14 protein-coding genes are annotated in these 16198 nt (G+C 43.9%); 8 read left to right on the top strand and 6 right to left on the bottom strand.

What is annotated here, in order from left to right; all coding sequences use genetic code 11:
- Positions 1-14: 14 nt before the first annotated feature.
- Positions 15-1262: a porin gene (locus AC3CID_RS19765; RefSeq protein WP_104215379.1), complete on the bottom strand. Its 1248-nt coding sequence runs from the start codon at positions 1260-1262 to the stop codon at positions 15-17.
- A 356-nt stretch (positions 1263-1618) separates the two neighbouring features.
- Here AC3CID_RS19765 and AC3CID_RS19760 point away from each other — a divergent pair, with 356 nt between their 5' ends.
- Entirely contained in the window at positions 1619-2701 is a 1083-nt protein-coding gene (locus tag AC3CID_RS19760) for a site-2 protease family protein (protein ID WP_372243735.1), read from the top strand.
- Positions 2702-2786: 85 nt separating this feature from the next.
- On the opposite strand, the gene AC3CID_RS19755 is transcribed toward AC3CID_RS19760, so the two are convergent.
- Positions 2787-3575 carry a M48 family metallopeptidase gene (locus AC3CID_RS19755; protein ID WP_065206097.1) on the bottom strand — a complete coding sequence of 263 codons (789 nt, stop codon included), beginning with the start codon at positions 3573-3575 and terminating at the stop codon, positions 2787-2789.
- A gap of 188 nt (positions 3576-3763) precedes the next feature.
- On the opposite strand from AC3CID_RS19755, the gene AC3CID_RS19750 reads away from it, so the two are divergent.
- From AC3CID_RS19750 to AC3CID_RS19730, 5 genes are all read left to right on the top strand, one after another.
- A complete protein-coding gene (locus AC3CID_RS19750; RefSeq protein ID WP_004730936.1) occupies positions 3764-4189 on the top strand; it encodes a hotdog fold thioesterase in 426 nt (141 codons plus the stop codon).
- Positions 4190-4266: 77 nt separating this feature from the next.
- A complete protein-coding gene (locus tag AC3CID_RS19745) occupies positions 4267-4500 on the top strand; it encodes a DUF3389 domain-containing protein (RefSeq protein WP_004730938.1) in 234 nt (77 codons plus the stop codon).
- A 154-nt stretch (positions 4501-4654) separates the two neighbouring features.
- On the top strand, positions 4655-6346 hold the full coding sequence (locus tag AC3CID_RS19740) for an SgrR family transcriptional regulator (protein ID WP_488527968.1): 1692 nt from the start codon (positions 4655-4657) through the stop codon (positions 6344-6346).
- A 65-nt stretch (positions 6347-6411) separates the two neighbouring features.
- On the top strand, positions 6412-7320 hold the full coding sequence (locus AC3CID_RS19735; protein ID WP_488527967.1) for a DMT family transporter: 909 nt from the start codon (positions 6412-6414) through the stop codon (positions 7318-7320).
- A 21-nt stretch (positions 7321-7341) separates the two neighbouring features.
- Complete coding sequence (locus tag AC3CID_RS19730) at positions 7342-7593, top strand: hypothetical protein (protein WP_017082269.1); 252 nt, start codon at positions 7342-7344, stop codon at positions 7591-7593.
- 98 nt (positions 7594-7691) lie between these two features.
- On the opposite strand, the gene AC3CID_RS19725 is transcribed toward AC3CID_RS19730, so the two are convergent.
- Positions 7692-8300, bottom strand: coding sequence for a DUF2238 domain-containing protein (locus tag AC3CID_RS19725; protein ID WP_488527966.1), 609 nt, complete (start codon positions 8298-8300; stop codon positions 7692-7694).
- A gap of 202 nt (positions 8301-8502) precedes the next feature.
- Between AC3CID_RS19725 and AC3CID_RS19720 the strand changes: the two genes are divergently transcribed.
- Positions 8503-9342, top strand: coding sequence for an isopenicillin N synthase family dioxygenase (locus AC3CID_RS19720; protein WP_004730947.1), 840 nt, complete (start codon positions 8503-8505; stop codon positions 9340-9342).
- Between the two features lie 308 nt (positions 9343-9650).
- Positions 9651-10271, top strand: a complete 621-nt coding sequence (locus tag AC3CID_RS19715; RefSeq protein ID WP_065206102.1) for a DNA-J related domain-containing protein — start codon at positions 9651-9653, stop codon at positions 10269-10271.
- Positions 10272-10361: 90 nt separating this feature from the next.
- On the opposite strand, the gene mrdA is transcribed toward AC3CID_RS19715, so the two are convergent.
- The 3 genes from mrdA to AC3CID_RS19700 all read right to left on the bottom strand — a co-directional run bounded on the left by mrdA (position 10362) and on the right by AC3CID_RS19700 (position 16195).
- Positions 10362-12260, bottom strand: coding sequence for a penicillin-binding protein 2 (gene mrdA, locus AC3CID_RS19710; RefSeq protein WP_488527965.1), 1899 nt, complete (start codon positions 12258-12260; stop codon positions 10362-10364).
- Between the two features lie 252 nt (positions 12261-12512).
- The gene (locus AC3CID_RS19705; RefSeq protein WP_237288892.1) at positions 12513-14168 is read right to left on the bottom strand and encodes an ABC-ATPase domain-containing protein; all 1656 of its coding nucleotides are present in this window, start codon (positions 14166-14168) and stop codon (positions 12513-12515) included.
- Positions 14169-14287: 119 nt separating this feature from the next.
- The gene (locus AC3CID_RS19700; protein ID WP_488527964.1) at positions 14288-16195 is read right to left on the bottom strand and encodes a bifunctional diguanylate cyclase/phosphodiesterase; all 1908 of its coding nucleotides are present in this window, start codon (positions 16193-16195) and stop codon (positions 14288-14290) included.
- Positions 16196-16198: the final 3 nt, after the last annotated feature.

Here is a 16198-nt window from a genome sequence, read left to right as displayed (position 1 = left end):
GATGCGACCCTGATTTAGTTAAATGTGTAATTAAGCTGAACTGACGAAAGATAAGCGGTACCTTCGGCTTCGAACGTTCTTTCTTGCTGAGCACCATTTGTCTCTGTGAACTCACCTTCATCACTTACTACAAGGGCAAATCCGGCATCGACAGTCATGTTTTCGCTCCACGCATAAGTGAAACCAGCGCTATACCACATACGGTCACTATCCGGGATACTGAGAGTTGCTTCACCAGCTTGTTCGTCATAAGCGTAACCAGCTCTTAATGTCCACTTGCTGTTTAGTTTATAGGTCGCACCTAATGAATATCGATTGTTGTCTTCATATTTTTCTGGTTTATAGAAGCACTGGCCAGCCACACCGTTATCGGTACAATCTGGACTCGTTGCTTTTAGCTCTTTGAAAGTACTCCAATCAGTTTGTTGCCAACCGTAATGAATTGCCCATTGTTCGTTAAGTTGGTGAAATGCAGAAAGCTCTAAGATTGCAGGCAGCTCGATTTGTAAGCGACCATCAACCTTGGGAGATGTTGCCCTACCTGAGTCGTAACTGGTGAATTCACCGTCATCAAAGTCAAGGTCAACAGAGGAGCGGTAACCGATACTAAAGCGGTTGTTTTCGTTCAGTTCATACATCGCACCAACATTCCAACCATAGGCAAATGTTTCACCGGTCATGCCTATAAGTTTGTCAGATGGATTTCCACCAACAAAGTTAGCAAGCTCGCCTTTATGGCGAGTCAACTCAGCTTCTGCGTAAACTAAATTTAGACCACCACCGATGCTAAATGAGTTATTTACACGGTATGCGATGTTTGGATTTAGATTGACAGATAGGAGCGACGTATCGCCAGCCATATCACCTGCCGAGATGTCATCAGGGTAATCCGTAGCAACACCATAATTGGTGAACATACCGATACCCCAAGCCCATTTATCGTTGATTGGGCTGATGTAATATGCGGCTGGTACTACTTGCAACGGCGCAACATCTTTTGAATGCTCGTTAGCATCAACGTCGTATACGTTAACCTCTGGATCAACGATAGAAACCGCGCCTGAAAATTGGGCTGTATCAAATAGGGTCATTGCGGCGGGGTTTCTCGCTAGTACACTCGCGTTATCAGCTACAGCACCTTCACCTGAAAATGCGCGACCAAGACCTGAGGCAGAGTGCTCAGCAACTTGGAAACCAGCCGCAAGTGAATTACATGCAAATAGCACAGAAAGTGAAACGAGAGAGCGTTGTATTGTTTTCATCCTTGACCCTCCTAGGGCATCAAATCTCATTCTTATTGTTGAAAACACACTGAGCGTTGTTGGTGTTCTAGCTCTAATGTAAATAGCATGTTAAATTCATGTTTAATATAAAGTCAAAGAATGAGTTGTCATTTTGTGAAGTAATATTTTTGAGGGGCGGCACTCTAACACTAATAATATAATTACAATCAATGATTTATGTGTGGTTGGAGGTGTGACCAGAATGTTTATGTTAGGTGCTGGTATAAATAGTGTTCAACTGCTCAATATGTAACAACTTTGTTTATGTTTACCGTTAATCGCTAAATCGGCATAATATCGATTCATATTGATAGTCATTAAATTGGAATTAAAGTTTGGAATTACTCGCGATAGAGTTTCTTGGAAAACCACTTCGTTTAGAGGGGTCAATGGCAGGGTGGCAACAGTTGTACTGGGACAATACTTTGGTGTCCCAATTAGACGCAACCACAGATCAAGATGACGCTCGAGCTCATGCATTTACTCTGCTTGCAGGTGAGGAAACGTTGCAGTGTCACGTTGAGGCGGCCGTTCAGTGGCAACCGTTTGAGATGACCTATAAAGCGACCGTGAATGGCCAAATCGTTACCGAAGGCAATCGAAACACCAAAGATATCGAGCAACAAACCCCGGTTGTCGCACCAAAACCAGAGAAACGTTTTAGCTTAATCGGGTTAGTTTCGCTGGGAATGAAAGCCCTTAAGAGTGCCAAGTTAATCAAGGTGGTACTTGCCTCTGCGAGTTTAGCCGCTTATTCGTGGCTATTTTCAATTCAGTTCGCTTTAGCCTTGATCGCTTGTTTAATGTTCCATGAATATGGCCACATTAGAGCAATGAAATACTTTGGAATGAAGACCAAAGGCATCTACTTAATACCGTTCCTTGGTGGCTTGGCGTTATCCGACGAAAAGATCAATACGCGATGGCAAGATGTGGTGATCTCGATCATGGGACCATTGTTTGGCTTGATACTTTCGTTGATATTTATGGTGTTGTACTGGGCGACTGGCGAAATGTTCTTCGCCGGGCTTGCAGTATTTAACGCATTATTAAACTTGTTTAATCTATTGCCGATTTTGCCTCTCGATGGCGGACATGTGCTGAAAAGTATCAGCTTTTCGATGAACAGCGTGCTTGGCATTGTACTTTGTGTTGCAGCAGCGGTTGCTGGCGTCGTATTGAGTTACCAGCTGAACTTAACCTTGTTTGGTTTCTTATTGATTATGGGCAGTGTGGAAATACTATTCGAATGGAAAGGGCGTCACCACAGTCACTTGCTGCCATTAGACAAATACGGTCAAGTCGTGTCGTTTGTTTGGTATGTAGGTCTAGTGAGTAGTTTGATCGGTGTTATCTGGTATTTTGCATCTACGGGTGATCAGCTATTAAGCCTACCATTGCAAATTCTTGGTACTTAACAAGAATCAAAAACAAAAAAATGCCCTAACCAATACGGATAGGGCATTTTTGTATTCGAAGTTTAGCGTCTAAACGAATGTTAGATTACGCTTTGCAATTTGGTCTTAGTGAACCCGAACTAGGTAACGTTTTTATCGTCGCCTGTAGATCTTTGATACGCGTACTGTGGGAAGGGTGCGTAGACAGCAATTCTGGCGGTTGGCTACCACCTGATGCTTTCGCCATGTTTTGCCACAAGTCGACGCTCTGTTTAGGATCGAACCCTGCCTGAGCCATATATTCTAAACCAACAACATCGGCTTCTGATTCCTGAGTTCGGCCATACGGTAGAATAACCCCGTATTGAACACCTAAACCTAGGGCAGCCATTGTCATTCCTTGGTACTGTTTGTATTCTGATGCGCCTAACGCAACACTGGTAATGGATAAACCAGTATTAGCGATTTGAGACTGAGATAGACGCTCATTACTGTGGTCAGCGAGAACGTGAGCCACTTCGTGTCCGATAACCGTTGCGAGTTGGTCTTGATTGACCGCTACCTTAAGTAACCCTGTGTACACGCCAATTTTGCCACCCGGCAAAGCAAAGGCATTCACTTGGTCACTATCAAAAACAACAACTTCCCATTCACTAAAGCCTTGTTTTGGAATATGTTGAGTAATGCTATTTGCAACGCACTGTACATAAGCGTTCGTTTTCGCGTCTTTACTTATTGGCTGTTCTTTCTTCATTTGTTCAAAAGATTGCGCCCCAAGTTGAGACATGTCTTGATCAGAAAAAAGCAGTAATTGGTTTCTTCCTGTCGGGGAAGCGCTACATGCGGTTAGGCCTGCAAGTGTGAGAAGCGAGGCAAACTTCATCCATGACGTCATACAATATCCTCTGTGTATTCGGTTTTTATGCATGTTAACATCAACTTGCGTAATAACTAAGAGCTGTAAGATAAGTATTGTATTTAAAAACATTGTTATCGTTAAGATCACTATTAACGATAATGAAGCTATTCACTTACTAATAAAGCGATTCACGCACTAATAAAGTCAATAATTAAGGAACCCATATGAGTATTTGGAAAAAGCCCGTTGACCTAGATACCTTCAACGCGACCTCAAAAAATACCTTAATTGAGCACCTCAACATTGTTTACACAGAGGTAAACGATAATTCCTTAGTGGCAACCATGCCGGTTTGTCATTTTACGCACCAACCACTAGGCATGCTTCATGGCGGCGCATCGGTTGTGCTAGCTGAAACGCTTGGCTCATTGGCGGCTAATTTCTGCGTACCAGAAGGCTACTATTGCGTTGGCTTAGATATCAACGCGAATCACGTAAGATCAATGCGTGAAGGCCATGTTATCGGTACGGCTGAACCTATTCACCTGGGTGTCTCTACCCAAGTATGGCAAATCAATATCACTGACGAGCGTCAACGCTTAGTGTGTACGAGTCGATTAACGATTGCCGTGAAGAAACATAAGCGATAATAGAGAAGGAAGCAGTTAACTGTGTACTATTTTGAATAATAGTAATTTGTATTTAAAAGAAGTAGCTAGAGAAACCGATGGTCATAACGTTTAAAAGTGGAAAAGTTATCGCAACCGCACATGAGCTGGTTGTTCGTTTAGATGGTGAACATAGAGTCACGCTGCAAGCCCAAGTTGATGCGATTCAATTAATTGGAAAAGGGGCAAATGTCATTTCGGCGAATGGCTCTGAGTGCAAGTGGTCAATTAAATTAGATAATGAACAACAGCTTCGTGACATCGCCAATGAAATCGGCTGCGATGTGATGTAACCGTATGCTGCAAAAGTACTTAGCCATTCTGTTTGAATAACATCTTGGGACGTCATACCCAATAATTCGCAATAAAAACACGTCAGTAAGATTGATTTTACGTCTTAAAATAGGGAAACTGAATCCAATGTCCTTTGAATAAGTTTTCCTCTTTATGAGCAGCCCAAGACTTCGCGTTCAATTTGAAACTCTGTTTGAATACTTCGATGGTAAAGATTCTGATGTTCAGCTCGATGACATAACAGATGTACTCTGTTGTACCCGTCGTAATGCAAGAATGGTACTCAACAAACTTGAAGAACAAGGCTGGGTAGAGTGGCTACCGGCGGCTGGCCGAGGTAAGTTATCTCAACTTATCTTTAAGCAGAATCGTTGCGATGTCAGTGAAAACTTAGCGAGGCGGTACTTACAGGAAGGTAAAATTGGTCAGGCGCTGTCAGTGCTTGACCACAATGCTGCCAAGCTTACTCAGGTTATTCAAAACTATTTGGGTGTGCAATATCAAGAAGGTGAGCAGGTCATTCGTCTTCCTTATTATCGACCGCTCTCAATGCTTAACCCGACAAAATCGATGCGACGTTCAGAGCAGCATATTGCCTGCCAAGTCTTCAGTGGGTTAACGCGATTGGATGAAAATGATCAGTTACAACCCGATCTTGCTCATTCATGGCAAAAAATCAGTGACTATCAATGGCGATTCTTCTTAAGGCCGGGTGTCCGTTTTCATAACGGGGAGCCTCTATTAACGAATCATGTTGTCGACACGCTTCTTGCGCTCGAACCACTCAATTTGTTCTCGCATATTAAAGATGTCTCTTCACCCGCAAATTGCGTGGTCGATGTCTTCTTAACGCGCCCAGATAAGTATTTCCCACTCGCGCTCACGGAATCGGTCGCTAAGGTCACTTTACCGATGATTTTACGTGGCGAAGACTACGATATTCGACCAATTGGTACGGGGCCGTATCGCATTGAGAAGAACGATGAGAAGCAACTCGTACTAACGGCTTTCAACGGATACTTTGGTTTCAGGCCGTTGATTGATCGCGTTGAGGTTTGGGTGGTTGATGAAGCGTATTCCTCTATGGTTTACCCAAGCCTTTCGAAACCGGTAATGGCCGACCGTGGTGATAGTGATGAAGTAGAGCTTGATCCCGGTTGTACGTATTTACTATTGAATAGAAAGAAGGGCATTGCACAAGATCCCGCATGGGCGGAGTTTTTGTCTAACGCATTGAATGCAGCTGATCTGTTTGTTCATATCCCAAAAGAGACCGTCATCGATTTGGGCGTTCTACACGCCTATGGGATAAAACCTGGCTGGTATGACATAAAGTTAAACACGCCAGTCTGTCCACCAGCAAATGCGAAACCAACCATTAGATTGGCGTACCAATGCCAACACCCGATGTTCCCAACACTTGCCAAAGCGATTGTCACCATGTTGAAGCAATATAATGTCGATGTTGAGCTTATCGGTTACGAAACTGCTCCCCCACACGCCGATAATGTTGATATTTGGATTAATCCTATGGGTATCGCAAACAACAGAGACGATGCATTGGCTGGTTGGTTAATGGATTACAGTTTTCTTGATGAATCTAGCCCAGCTGAAGACTTCGACCAATGGTGTCACATGATTGATCGTTGGCGCTCGGGCGAGTTTGAGCAATTCCCAGCAAGACAACTCGGGAAACAACTTGTGCAAAGCAATCAGTTGATCCCTATGTTTCACTGTTGGCTAGGTGTAAACAAAGACCAATGCGGTACGCTGCAGAACGCAAAGTGTAATGCATTAGGCTGGTTCGACTTTAGCCAAGTTTGGGTGAAGCCTGACGTTGATTGAAATCCAACGTTGATTGAAACCCAAGAACACTTATTAGGACCAAACAACTCAATTAGGACAAAACGATGCAAACTGTGATGGTTACATTTATTACGCTGGTGGCCTTTGCTGCTAATTCAGTTTTGTGTCGCTGGGCTTTAATGGATCAAACGATTGATCCTTTGAGCTTTTCGATCGTGCGCATCTTGTCTGGTGCGCTTACACTTCTGATTTTATTCACTTTATCTGCCCAACCTAAGCATAAACAGGAGTTAGCAAACAACAGCACATCGGTATATACAAAGCTAAAGTCACAGTTTCAATTCACATCAATATTGTCACTGCTTGTGTATATGTTTGGCTTTTCATTCGCTTACTTAAAGCTTGGCGCAGGTCTCGGTGCGCTGGTGCTGTTTGTCGCAGTACAATTTACGATGATTGCCGCGCACTTGTTCTCTGGAAACAGAATGTCATTACTTGAGTGGGGCGGATGTTTGTTATCGGTGGCAGGGCTTGTTTACTTGTTAATGCCAACTGAATCGACACAGGCACCAGACTTAGTTTCTATCATCTTTATGTCTCTGGCAGGAGTTGGGTGGGGTATTTACACATTGGCAGGAAAGAAATCTTTAAACGCACTGCAATCGACGACCGCTAACTTTGGATTTAGCTCGCTAGTTATCCTTGCAGGTTTAAGCCTTCTAGTTGTAATACCTAATGCAATGCCTCAAGTCTCTATCACTGAGCAAGGTTTGATTTACGCGGTTATATCGGGCTCGGTGGCTTCTGGTGTGGGTTATAGTTTGTGGTATTACGTGGTGAAAAAGCTTAATACAGTGGTCGCATCCATTGCACAGCTCTCTGTGCCGGTTATCGCGACACTCGGTGGCGTCTTGTTACTCTCCGAGCCGGTCACCATGCAATTCATTATCTCATCGACCGTTATTTTACTCGGGATAAGCTTGGTTCTTGTCGCACCTAAACTTAAGAAATAAAGAGTTCAATCATTAACTTCTATGGCTAAACCAAATAAGAAGCAACCGACCAAAACGGTTCAGATTTTCTGTGCGAAATGCAAAACGCAACTTTTTAAGTATCGGAAAGGTGGCAAAGGTGCACTCGTGAAGTGTTTTAAGGAACGTATTGTTGAAGATTTCACTAAAGAGCCATGTGTGTGCCCTGAATGTGGGATTGAATTCGCGCGAGATACCTTGGTTCGAGGTACGCCAGCCTACAAGTTTGTGGGTGGCAAGGTGACTATGAAGTAGAAAAGAACAAATGCCACGACACAGTTTGTGTGTGGCATTTAAATCGACTAATTAACTTATTAGCTTATAAGAAAGAAGTTGAGCGGGCTATCCACGAACTATTGAGCTCTAACTCGCCCTTGAAGTTTCAGAAGTAATAGCGAGACAATAGCACCCGTTGTATCACACAGCATGTCTTTCTGCGCATCCCAAATATCACCTTGTGAGCCAAGGAACGCGATACCTTCATCACCACCTGCAATCTCGGCATACCACCACTCGATAATTTCGTAACCTGCGGCAACACTCATGATCGCAAATAAGGCAAAGAAACATGCCAGTACTGGTTGAGCCAGTTTCTTGCGCATCAAATACTCGGCGAGTGGGTAGGCGTAAAGGCCAATAGAGAAATGCGCGACACGGTCAAAGTTATTACGCTCAGATCCAATCAGGTTATTAAACCAATCAAAGGGGACTTCAGCGAAAGTGTACTTAGCGCCAATCGTATGCAGAACCAACCAGATGAACATTAAAACGTAGGCAGTCTTAGTGAAGGTGAGCTTGGTGGATAGCCACCAAATCCCGACAAGAATACCGAGAGCAGGAACAATTTCGGCAATCCATACTGCTCTTGAAGAGGGAGCAAACGCTGAAAATAGAAACACAATCAGATAAAGCGTCGTTAATGAAAGTAATGGTCGATTTTGAGCAAGTGGCGTAATTGTCATATCGAGATCTCTCGTCGAAGTTTTTAATAGTGTTACACAATATTGAACAGTGTTCAATTGAGCTCTAGTACCCATATTTGTTGAAAACTGGCGTTATCGCCCAGTATCTAGACAAACGGTTGCGAGAGTTTCACAAAAGTTTGATTTACAACAAAGCGATCCTTAAAATCGCTTCATCACTACATAACAAGAAAGAAAAGTCATGAAACTGGAAACTGTTGATTACCTTGCTGACGACGCAGCAGAACAATTTGTTCGCTCTCTACGTGAAACTGGTTTTGGTGTTCTTAAGAACCATCCAATCCCGAAAGAGCTTGTTGAGTCTATTTACGAAAACTGGTACCAATTCTTCATCTCTGAGGAGAAAGAAAACTTCCACTTTAATGTTGAAACACAAGATGGATATTTTCCACCATCAGTGTCTGAAGTTGCTAAGGGCCACACTGTAAAAGACATCAAAGAGTACTTTCACGTATACCCTTGGGGCCAAATTCCTGAGCAGCTGAAAGAACAGATTCTAGATTACTACCAACGTGCAAATGCTTTTGCTCAAGAGCTTCTAGGATGGGTTGAAGCTCATGCTCCTAAAGAAGTACAAGAGAAGTTCTCTATCGCGTTGTCTGAAATGATCAACGGCAGTGAGCAGACTCTGCTTCGTGTTCTTCACTACCCACCAATGCAAGGTGACGAAGAGCCAGGCGCTATCCGTGCAGCAGCACACGAAGACATCAACTTACTGACTGTTCTTCCTGCAGCAAACGAGCCAGGCCTTCAAGTTAAAGCTCAAAACGACGAGTGGTTAGATGTTCCGTGTGACTTCGGCAACATGATCATCAACATTGGTGACATGCTTCAAGAGGCATCGGGTGGTTACTTTCCATCGACAACTCACCGTGTAATCAATCCATCAGGTGAACGCCAAGAGAAATCTCGTATCTCTTTGCCTCTATTCCTTCACCCGAAACCGGAAGTTGTGCTGTCAGAAAAGTACACAGCAAACGAGTACCTAATGGAGCGCCTAAGAGAACTTGGCGTTATCTAGTTAGCGAAATATGTCGTGCTAAAATTGGTATAGATATCAAAGGTCAGCTAAATTGCTGACCTTTTTTGTATCGGTATCGCAGGCTCACTTCTGCATTGATGACGTTTACACCCACTTAATGACTTTCAATTTAATGATGAAAGGGTGCCTTTGAGCCAAGCGTTTGAAAGTTGTTGGTCCATTAGCTCGACAAATCGCGGAAAATCGCTTTCAATTAAAAGAGATACGCCACTGGTTATGATGTAGGTTGCTCATTGTATCCAATGCCCTAGTCATCCATTAATACAGAAAATCTAACTGAGTCCACTATGTCGAATCATCAAGAGGTGAGAGCAAACTTCCATTGCCATATGGAGAACCCATTGCTTTGGCCGATTATGGAAGTGCTTAAGCAAAAGCCAAGCGGCTGGAAAGTACACACATTGGCGGCTCACCTTAACGACCTTGGATTTGTGCCGGTGCTAGACCCAGCACCTGAGAAAGAGTTGTTTAAAAAGAACTTCCTCATCATGAATGCGCTTTATCAGCTTCAAGAAACCTTACACCCTGATGGTTGGCTACAAGTCCAAGCGATGGACATTGAATTGATGAATGGTCGTTATCACGGAAGCAGTCACAGCATCGATCATCAAGACCCACTTCGAGAATACTACATTAATTGGATTAACTATGAAGCGGACGAGGGCGAAGTCAAAAGGCTGCTGAACGAGTTCTGGACTCGGTACAGAAAGTTTGTCGGTGGTGATGAGCTCGATATGGATAGAAGCCGAGCGTTAAACTTGTTTGAGTTACCGTTGGACGCGACTCATCATGAGATTAGAAAGCGCTGGCGACAATTGGCTTTGCGCTGGCATCCAGATCGGGACGAGGGCAACACGGCTAAGTTTCAGACATTGTGCGAAGCATGGCATATATTGAGAAGCTCGTAACCTAACGAAGTCTCTAGCTACGTCTACGTCTAATGCAACTCTTAAATAAAAAGCCCCATACTATGAATCTAGAGTGGGGCTTTCTTGGTATTAGGAGTTATCTTTGTTTTGGCCACTTTTATGCTCAAATGCATAATCGAGTACTTTACGGATATATGGCGCGCCAACTTTTGAACCTCCGTTACCGTGTTCAATGACCACCGTCGCGACGTATTCAGGGTGCTCATAAGGTGCAAAGGCCGTGTAAAGCGCATGGTCGAGTAAATGCTTAGCCAATTTCTTCGAGTTGTAGACCTGATCTTTCGCAAGATCAAATACTTGTGCCGTACCTGATTTTCCGCCGCTAGTGTAGTTGGTTCCCTTAAATGCGCGCCTGCCGCTACCTCGACTGCCGTGGTTTACCAGTCTCATTGCATTGATGGGTACATCCCATATTTTGTTAGGGACTTCAGTGATAGATGGCATAGGTTCAGGTTTAACGAGTTGTTGTGTGTCAAAGTCCTCACCATGATCCAAGATTGCTCTCAGGATATGAGGTGGCATCACCTTTCCATGATTGACCAACACTGAAGTCGCTTTTGCCAGTTGCATTGGCGTAGATGTCCAATAACCCTGACCAATACCAATAGGGACTGTGTCACCTTGATACCAAGGGGTACGATAGCGCATCATCTTCCATTCTCGAGTTGGCATATTGGCGGTACTCTCTTCATAGATATCGATACCTGTAGGTTCACCAAAACCAAAGCGATTCATCCAGCTTGAGATACGGTCAATGCCCAAGTCAAAAGCGGTTTGATAGAAGAACGAATCCACTGACTCTTCAATGGCTTGAGTAACGTCGACAGGGCCGTGACCCCAGCGTTTCCAGTCTCGCCATGATTTAGAGTTACGCTTAGAACCAGGAATTTGCCATGAACCGTGGTCATTACGAATCGTATCCTCAGAGATGACATGCTCTTGCAAGCCAGCGACTGCCATAAATGGTTTGATGGTAGATGCCGGAGGATAAACGCCGAGAGTAGTGCGGTTTACCAATGGGTGAGCAGGATCATTCAATAAACGCTGATAGTTCTTGCTAGAAATACCGTCGACAAAGAGGTTCGGGTCGTAGCTTGGGCTTGATGCCATTGCAAGTACACTGTTGTCTTTCGGATCTAGAACGACCGCGCTGCCTGTTCGGTGATCAAGCTGGTCGAATACGTATTTTTGTAGTTCGAGGTCGATATTTAAAACGATATCTTTTCCTGCTACCGGAGCTACATACTCAATGGTGCGGACGACTCGCCCACGGCTGTTTACTTCGACTTCTTGATAACCTTTGGTACCGTGGAGGATATCTTCGTAATAACGTTCAACACCAAGCTTACCGATAATGGTCGTCGCTTGATAATTCGCTTCGATGCCTTTTTCTTCTAGTCTCTTAAGATCGCTATCATTGATGTGTGCGACATATCCTAAGACATGGGTAAGTACCTCTCCATTTGGATAAAATCGTTTCAAGCTGGTATCGATCGATAAGCCGGGGAATTGGTACTGGTGCACTGAGAACTTAGCAATTTCCTCTTCGCTTAGGTTCTCTAAGATCGTGACCGATTTGAAACGGCGAGTGTTGTGATAACGCTTTTTGAAACGAGCAATCTGCTCAGCCTCTCGCGGGATGTATTTGTCCAACTTGGCAAGCATTGCATCGACGTCATCAGTTTGCTCTGGAATCATCGTCAGATTAAAGACAAGTTCATTCTCGGCGAGTAACACACCATTGCGGTCGTAAATAAGCCCGCGAGTCGGGGGAATAGGTAATACTTTGATTCTGTTGCCATCGGCACGGGTTTGATAGCTTTTAAAATTTTCGACTTGAAGTCGGTAAAGGTTGCCGACTAAGACAAGAGTGAACAGCAAGATCCCACAAAACGCAACGGTTACACGGTTTTTGAACAGATTTACTTCTTTTTTATGGTCACGCATCTTAACGCGTTTATGATTCATTGAAGCCTCAAAGGGTTGTTACATTTGGTTACACTTGTCGAGTCGGAACTTTATATGAATATCGCCATAGTTTTGTAAAAGCTGTGTCATGATTTTTAGGATAAGCACAATATTGGTGGGTTTTATCGTCAAACAAGAAAAGTGAGGCAGGAGACGGTCTTAAGGCTTTAGATCTAGATATAGAGCTAGCGAATAAAAAAACGGCCCTCACAATGAGGGCCGTCCATACAATTTATGATGCTTGGATCTAACTTAGTTCGAAGGTTTGAACTGAGATTTACGCATACGGTTTAGTGCGGCCATTACATCCAATACTCTTGGTTTCGCTAAATCACCGTAGTTTGGCATATTAACGTGCCACTCATCGCTTAAGATAGCGCTAAACTCTTTAGCAGGGTTGTTTGACCAACCCGGAGTTTGTGCAAACTGGAACCATGCCCAACCAATCGCGTTCACTTCTGATGTTGACTCTAACTGCTCTAATGCAGAAAGATCAGCGAATTCCTTACCAAAACGCAGTGACTCTTTGCCTTTCGCGTTAACTCGGAATTTGCCGTCAGTAAGAATGTTCATCAGTGCAGCACGGTTTAACGAGCGAGGAACAAACGTTTCTAATGCTGTCTCACATTCGTTAGTTCGTTGAGTAGGGTGTTGAGCGATGACTTCTTGTGCTTTTTCAGTGACGTCTACCGCTTGGTAGTCGTGCATTTGAATCACAGTGTCAGCAACATCTAAGTAATCACCAGAACCACCCATTACCACGATAGTTGAGATGTCCATCTCTTCGCGAAGTTGGCCAATACGGTCAACAAGTGGAGTGATAGGCTCAGCCCCTTTTGATACAAGCGCTTGCATACGCTCGTCACGAATCATGAAGTTAGTCGCTGACGTATCTTCATCAATAAGTAGCGTTTGAACGCCTGCTTCAATTGATTCTTGTAGCCAAGCCGCTTGCGATGTCGAGCCAGACGCATCTTGTGTACTGAAATCAGACGTGTCTTTTTGCATCGGCAAATGGTTGATGTAATTTGATAGGTTCAAGTTGTGAACACATCGGCCATCTTCAGCACGGATCTTCATTGTATCAGTCGCAGTCACGATACCTTCACGACCGTCACCAGGAATATGGTTGTAGATAGAACGTTCAACGGCGTTCAACAGCGTAGATTTACCATGGAAACCACCACCAACGATTAGCGTGATACCTTTTGGAATGCCTAGGCCAGTCACATCACCTTTGTTCGGTGTGTTTAACGTAACACTCAACGATTCTGGAGCAGAGAAAGGCACCGCACCTTTCATTGGTAGGTCACAGTTACCAGCAATACGAGGTAATACGCTGCCATTTGCTACGAATGCCGCTAGGTTGTTTTCTTCCAATTGAGCACGCAACGCGTCTTGGTCTTCAACGGCTTCACAATGCTTAATCATCGCTTCAATGTTGAGTTCGCGTTCAAGCGTTGCGCGACGAATAAACTTAGGCAAATAGAATGTAATGATGTTGATTGCTTTCTTTGCAAGAATACTACGACCATCAGCAGGTAGGTTGATACGAAAACGGATTTCGATACCGTGCTCGGTGAAAACCACAGATGTGTTATCCAAAACAGTTTGGCCTGTTAGTGCGATAGACACAGTCGTTTCTTGCTTAGCAAATTCAGAGAAGCTACGTGCAATGAAATCACGCGCTGCTACTTGGTATTCGTAAGACTTTTCTTTCAGCCAACCTAACCCTGTTAACGACCAGGCGCGTGTTGCGCGAAAACGTGAAGAAGATGCGTACGGGTCACCTTGAACGTGGTCGATGTGTAATTCGAAATCAGCAAAGTCGTATTGACCTTTAATTTGTTGATATGCGCGGAAGTTTTGTTTTTCGAGCTTTTTAAGCTTTGCAGTCAACTGATCCATAACGAGGAATGCCTATATAAAGGGAAGATTAAAACAGAAAGGCGGCGATTATAAAAATCACCACCTTTAGAGTAAAGAGAAAGGTGGCCTAAATCCAAAACAAACTGCTCTTTTTTGCTTTAAGCGTAACGGGTTGTCCCCAAATAGTTTTGATTGATTAAACTGTGTTCGAATTCTTGGCTCGGCATTGGCCGCCCATAAAGGTAACCTTGTCCCACATCGCAGCCCTCGTTGATAATAAATTGCTCCTGAACTTCAGATTCTATCCCTTCAATCGTGACTTTTAGGTCGAGCTTCTTCGCGATTTGGACAATAGAACGAACGATTTCCGAGTCTTCGTGTGAGTTAAGCATCTGATCGATGAAGCTCTTATCAATTTTAATCGTATCGAACGGAAATTTCTTGAGATAACTGAAAGAGGCGTAGCCCGTCCCAAAGTCATCCAGTGACAATGTAACGCCAATGTCATGCAGCGATTCTAAGGTATTCTTCGCGACAACTTCATCGGCAATCAGGCCACTTTCTGTCACCTCGAGTTCCAAAAAATGAGGTTCTAGGTGATAGGTTTCGAGTAGGTGAACCACTTGTTCCGCAAAGTGCACGTTCTTGAGTTGAATTGCAGACACATTCACAGCCATCTTGAAATCTTCAACGTATTGCGACCACTCTTTCGCTTTTTCAATCGCATTACGCAGAACAAAGCTTCCGACTTCGAAAATCAAACCGTTTTGCTCGGCCATATGTATCAAGGTTTCGTTGGAGATATCACCTAAAACTGGATGACGCCAACGTAGTAGGGCTTCAGCACCAACCCAACGATGCGTTAATGGACATACCTTAGGTTGAAAGTAGAGCATGAGGTCATCGTTACGGACGGCTTGAAGCAAATAACCTTCGATCTTATTGATGTGACTTTGTTGTTCAGTATGAGATTGAGAGTAGTAAGCGAATTTTTGCCCGGAATCTTTACAGGCGAGCATGGCTTCTGATGATTTCTGGAGAATGCTTTCCGCATCGTCTTCGTTATCAGTAATCGCAATCCCGATAAAAGCATGCAAATGTACTTTGTCACTGTCGATATCGAACTCTGAATGGCCGACCTTAACGAGCGTCTGGCAAAGTTCTTCTAAGCGTTGGTGCAAATCTTTTACGCTGAACGCCAGTACGAGATCGATAGAAGTAGGGCGTGCAGTTAGTACCTCGATATCAGAGACACTGTCGATACGTTTTCGGTATTCAACCAACACTTGGTCTAAAGCGTCATAGCCATATCGAGCCTGTATGCGCCTTCCATTCGTAAACCCTATATGAATAACCGCAAATGAACTGTCCGTCAGCCTTTGTTGTGACGATAGTTTGTTATTTAGGCGAGACTCGAATGCGGTTCGGTTCAAAAAACCGGTGCCGATGTCATGATTCTTTTGGAAGTTTATCTTTTGTTCAGCCGCTCTTCGCTTATCAATCTCTTGGTTTAAAGAATAATTGAGGCTCGCAAGATCTTTAGTGCGAGTGTAGACCCGGTTCTTTAAGTCACGATTCATTTGGGTGAGCTTAGCGTGCTGAAACAAGGTTTTAAGCTGGGACTCTATCGAGGTACGAAAGCTCTCTAATAGCTTGATATAGGTAGGCGTATAGTGATTCTCTTTCGAGTCCAAGATACAAATGGTGCCGAACAATTCGCCGTTAGGCCAAAATAGCGGAATGCCACAATAAGAGATTAAGCCAAGCTTTGTATCGGGGTTGTTTTTCCAATCAGGATCGGCAAGCGCATTGGGCACCACAAGTTGTTGCTGAGACTCCATCACCGTTTCGCAGTAAAGCCCATTTCCTAAGGTTTCAGAATCGCCTTTGTTGTAAGGGTTATTCTCACTGTGACTGGTAGAGAAGACTTCAATATAGTTGGTGTGAACACGCATGATAAGTGCGGCAGGCACTTTGGTGATTTGAGCCAAGAGGTCGACAATATTCTGCCAGCTGGAGGCCATATCGTCAGGGATATCTAAGTCTATCGTTTTTATCTTCTTCATATG

This window comes from Vibrio sp. QJM3NY_21 (assembly GCF_057785975.1).
The sequence above is the reverse complement of the archived record's forward strand: the minus strand, read 5'-3'. Positions and strand labels throughout refer to the sequence as shown.

What these genes read in the sequence shown, in the direction of transcription:
- AC3CID_RS19755 (WP_065206097.1), bottom strand. Translation starts at nt 3,575, where the DNA reads ATGACGTCATGGATGAAGTTTGCCTCGCTTCTCACACTTGCAGGCCTA.
- AC3CID_RS19730 (WP_017082269.1), top strand. Translation starts at nt 7,342, where the DNA reads ATGGCTAAACCAAATAAGAAGCAACCGACCAAAACGGTTCAGATTTTC.
- AC3CID_RS19705 (WP_237288892.1), bottom strand. Translation starts at nt 14,168, where the DNA reads ATGGATCAGTTGACTGCAAAGCTTAAAAAGCTCGAAAAACAAAACTTC.
- AC3CID_RS19735 (WP_488527967.1), top strand. Translation starts at nt 6,412, where the DNA reads ATGCAAACTGTGATGGTTACATTTATTACGCTGGTGGCCTTTGCTGCT.
- AC3CID_RS19765 (WP_104215379.1), bottom strand. Translation starts at nt 1,262, where the DNA reads ATGAAAACAATACAACGCTCTCTCGTTTCACTTTCTGTGCTATTTGCA.
- AC3CID_RS19745 (WP_004730938.1), top strand. Translation starts at nt 4,267, where the DNA reads ATGGTCATAACGTTTAAAAGTGGAAAAGTTATCGCAACCGCACATGAG.
- AC3CID_RS19715 (WP_065206102.1), top strand. Translation starts at nt 9,651, where the DNA reads ATGTCGAATCATCAAGAGGTGAGAGCAAACTTCCATTGCCATATGGAG.
- AC3CID_RS19720 (WP_004730947.1), top strand. Translation starts at nt 8,503, where the DNA reads ATGAAACTGGAAACTGTTGATTACCTTGCTGACGACGCAGCAGAACAA.
- mrdA (WP_488527965.1), bottom strand. Translation starts at nt 12,260, where the DNA reads ATGAATCATAAACGCGTTAAGATGCGTGACCATAAAAAAGAAGTAAAT.
- AC3CID_RS19700 (WP_488527964.1), bottom strand. Translation starts at nt 16,195, where the DNA reads ATGAAGAAGATAAAAACGATAGACTTAGATATCCCTGACGATATGGCC.
- AC3CID_RS19750 (WP_004730936.1), top strand. Translation starts at nt 3,764, where the DNA reads ATGAGTATTTGGAAAAAGCCCGTTGACCTAGATACCTTCAACGCGACC.
- AC3CID_RS19725 (WP_488527966.1), bottom strand. Translation starts at nt 8,300, where the DNA reads ATGACAATTACGCCACTTGCTCAAAATCGACCATTACTTTCATTAACG.
- AC3CID_RS19740 (WP_488527968.1), top strand. Translation starts at nt 4,655, where the DNA reads ATGAGCAGCCCAAGACTTCGCGTTCAATTTGAAACTCTGTTTGAATAC.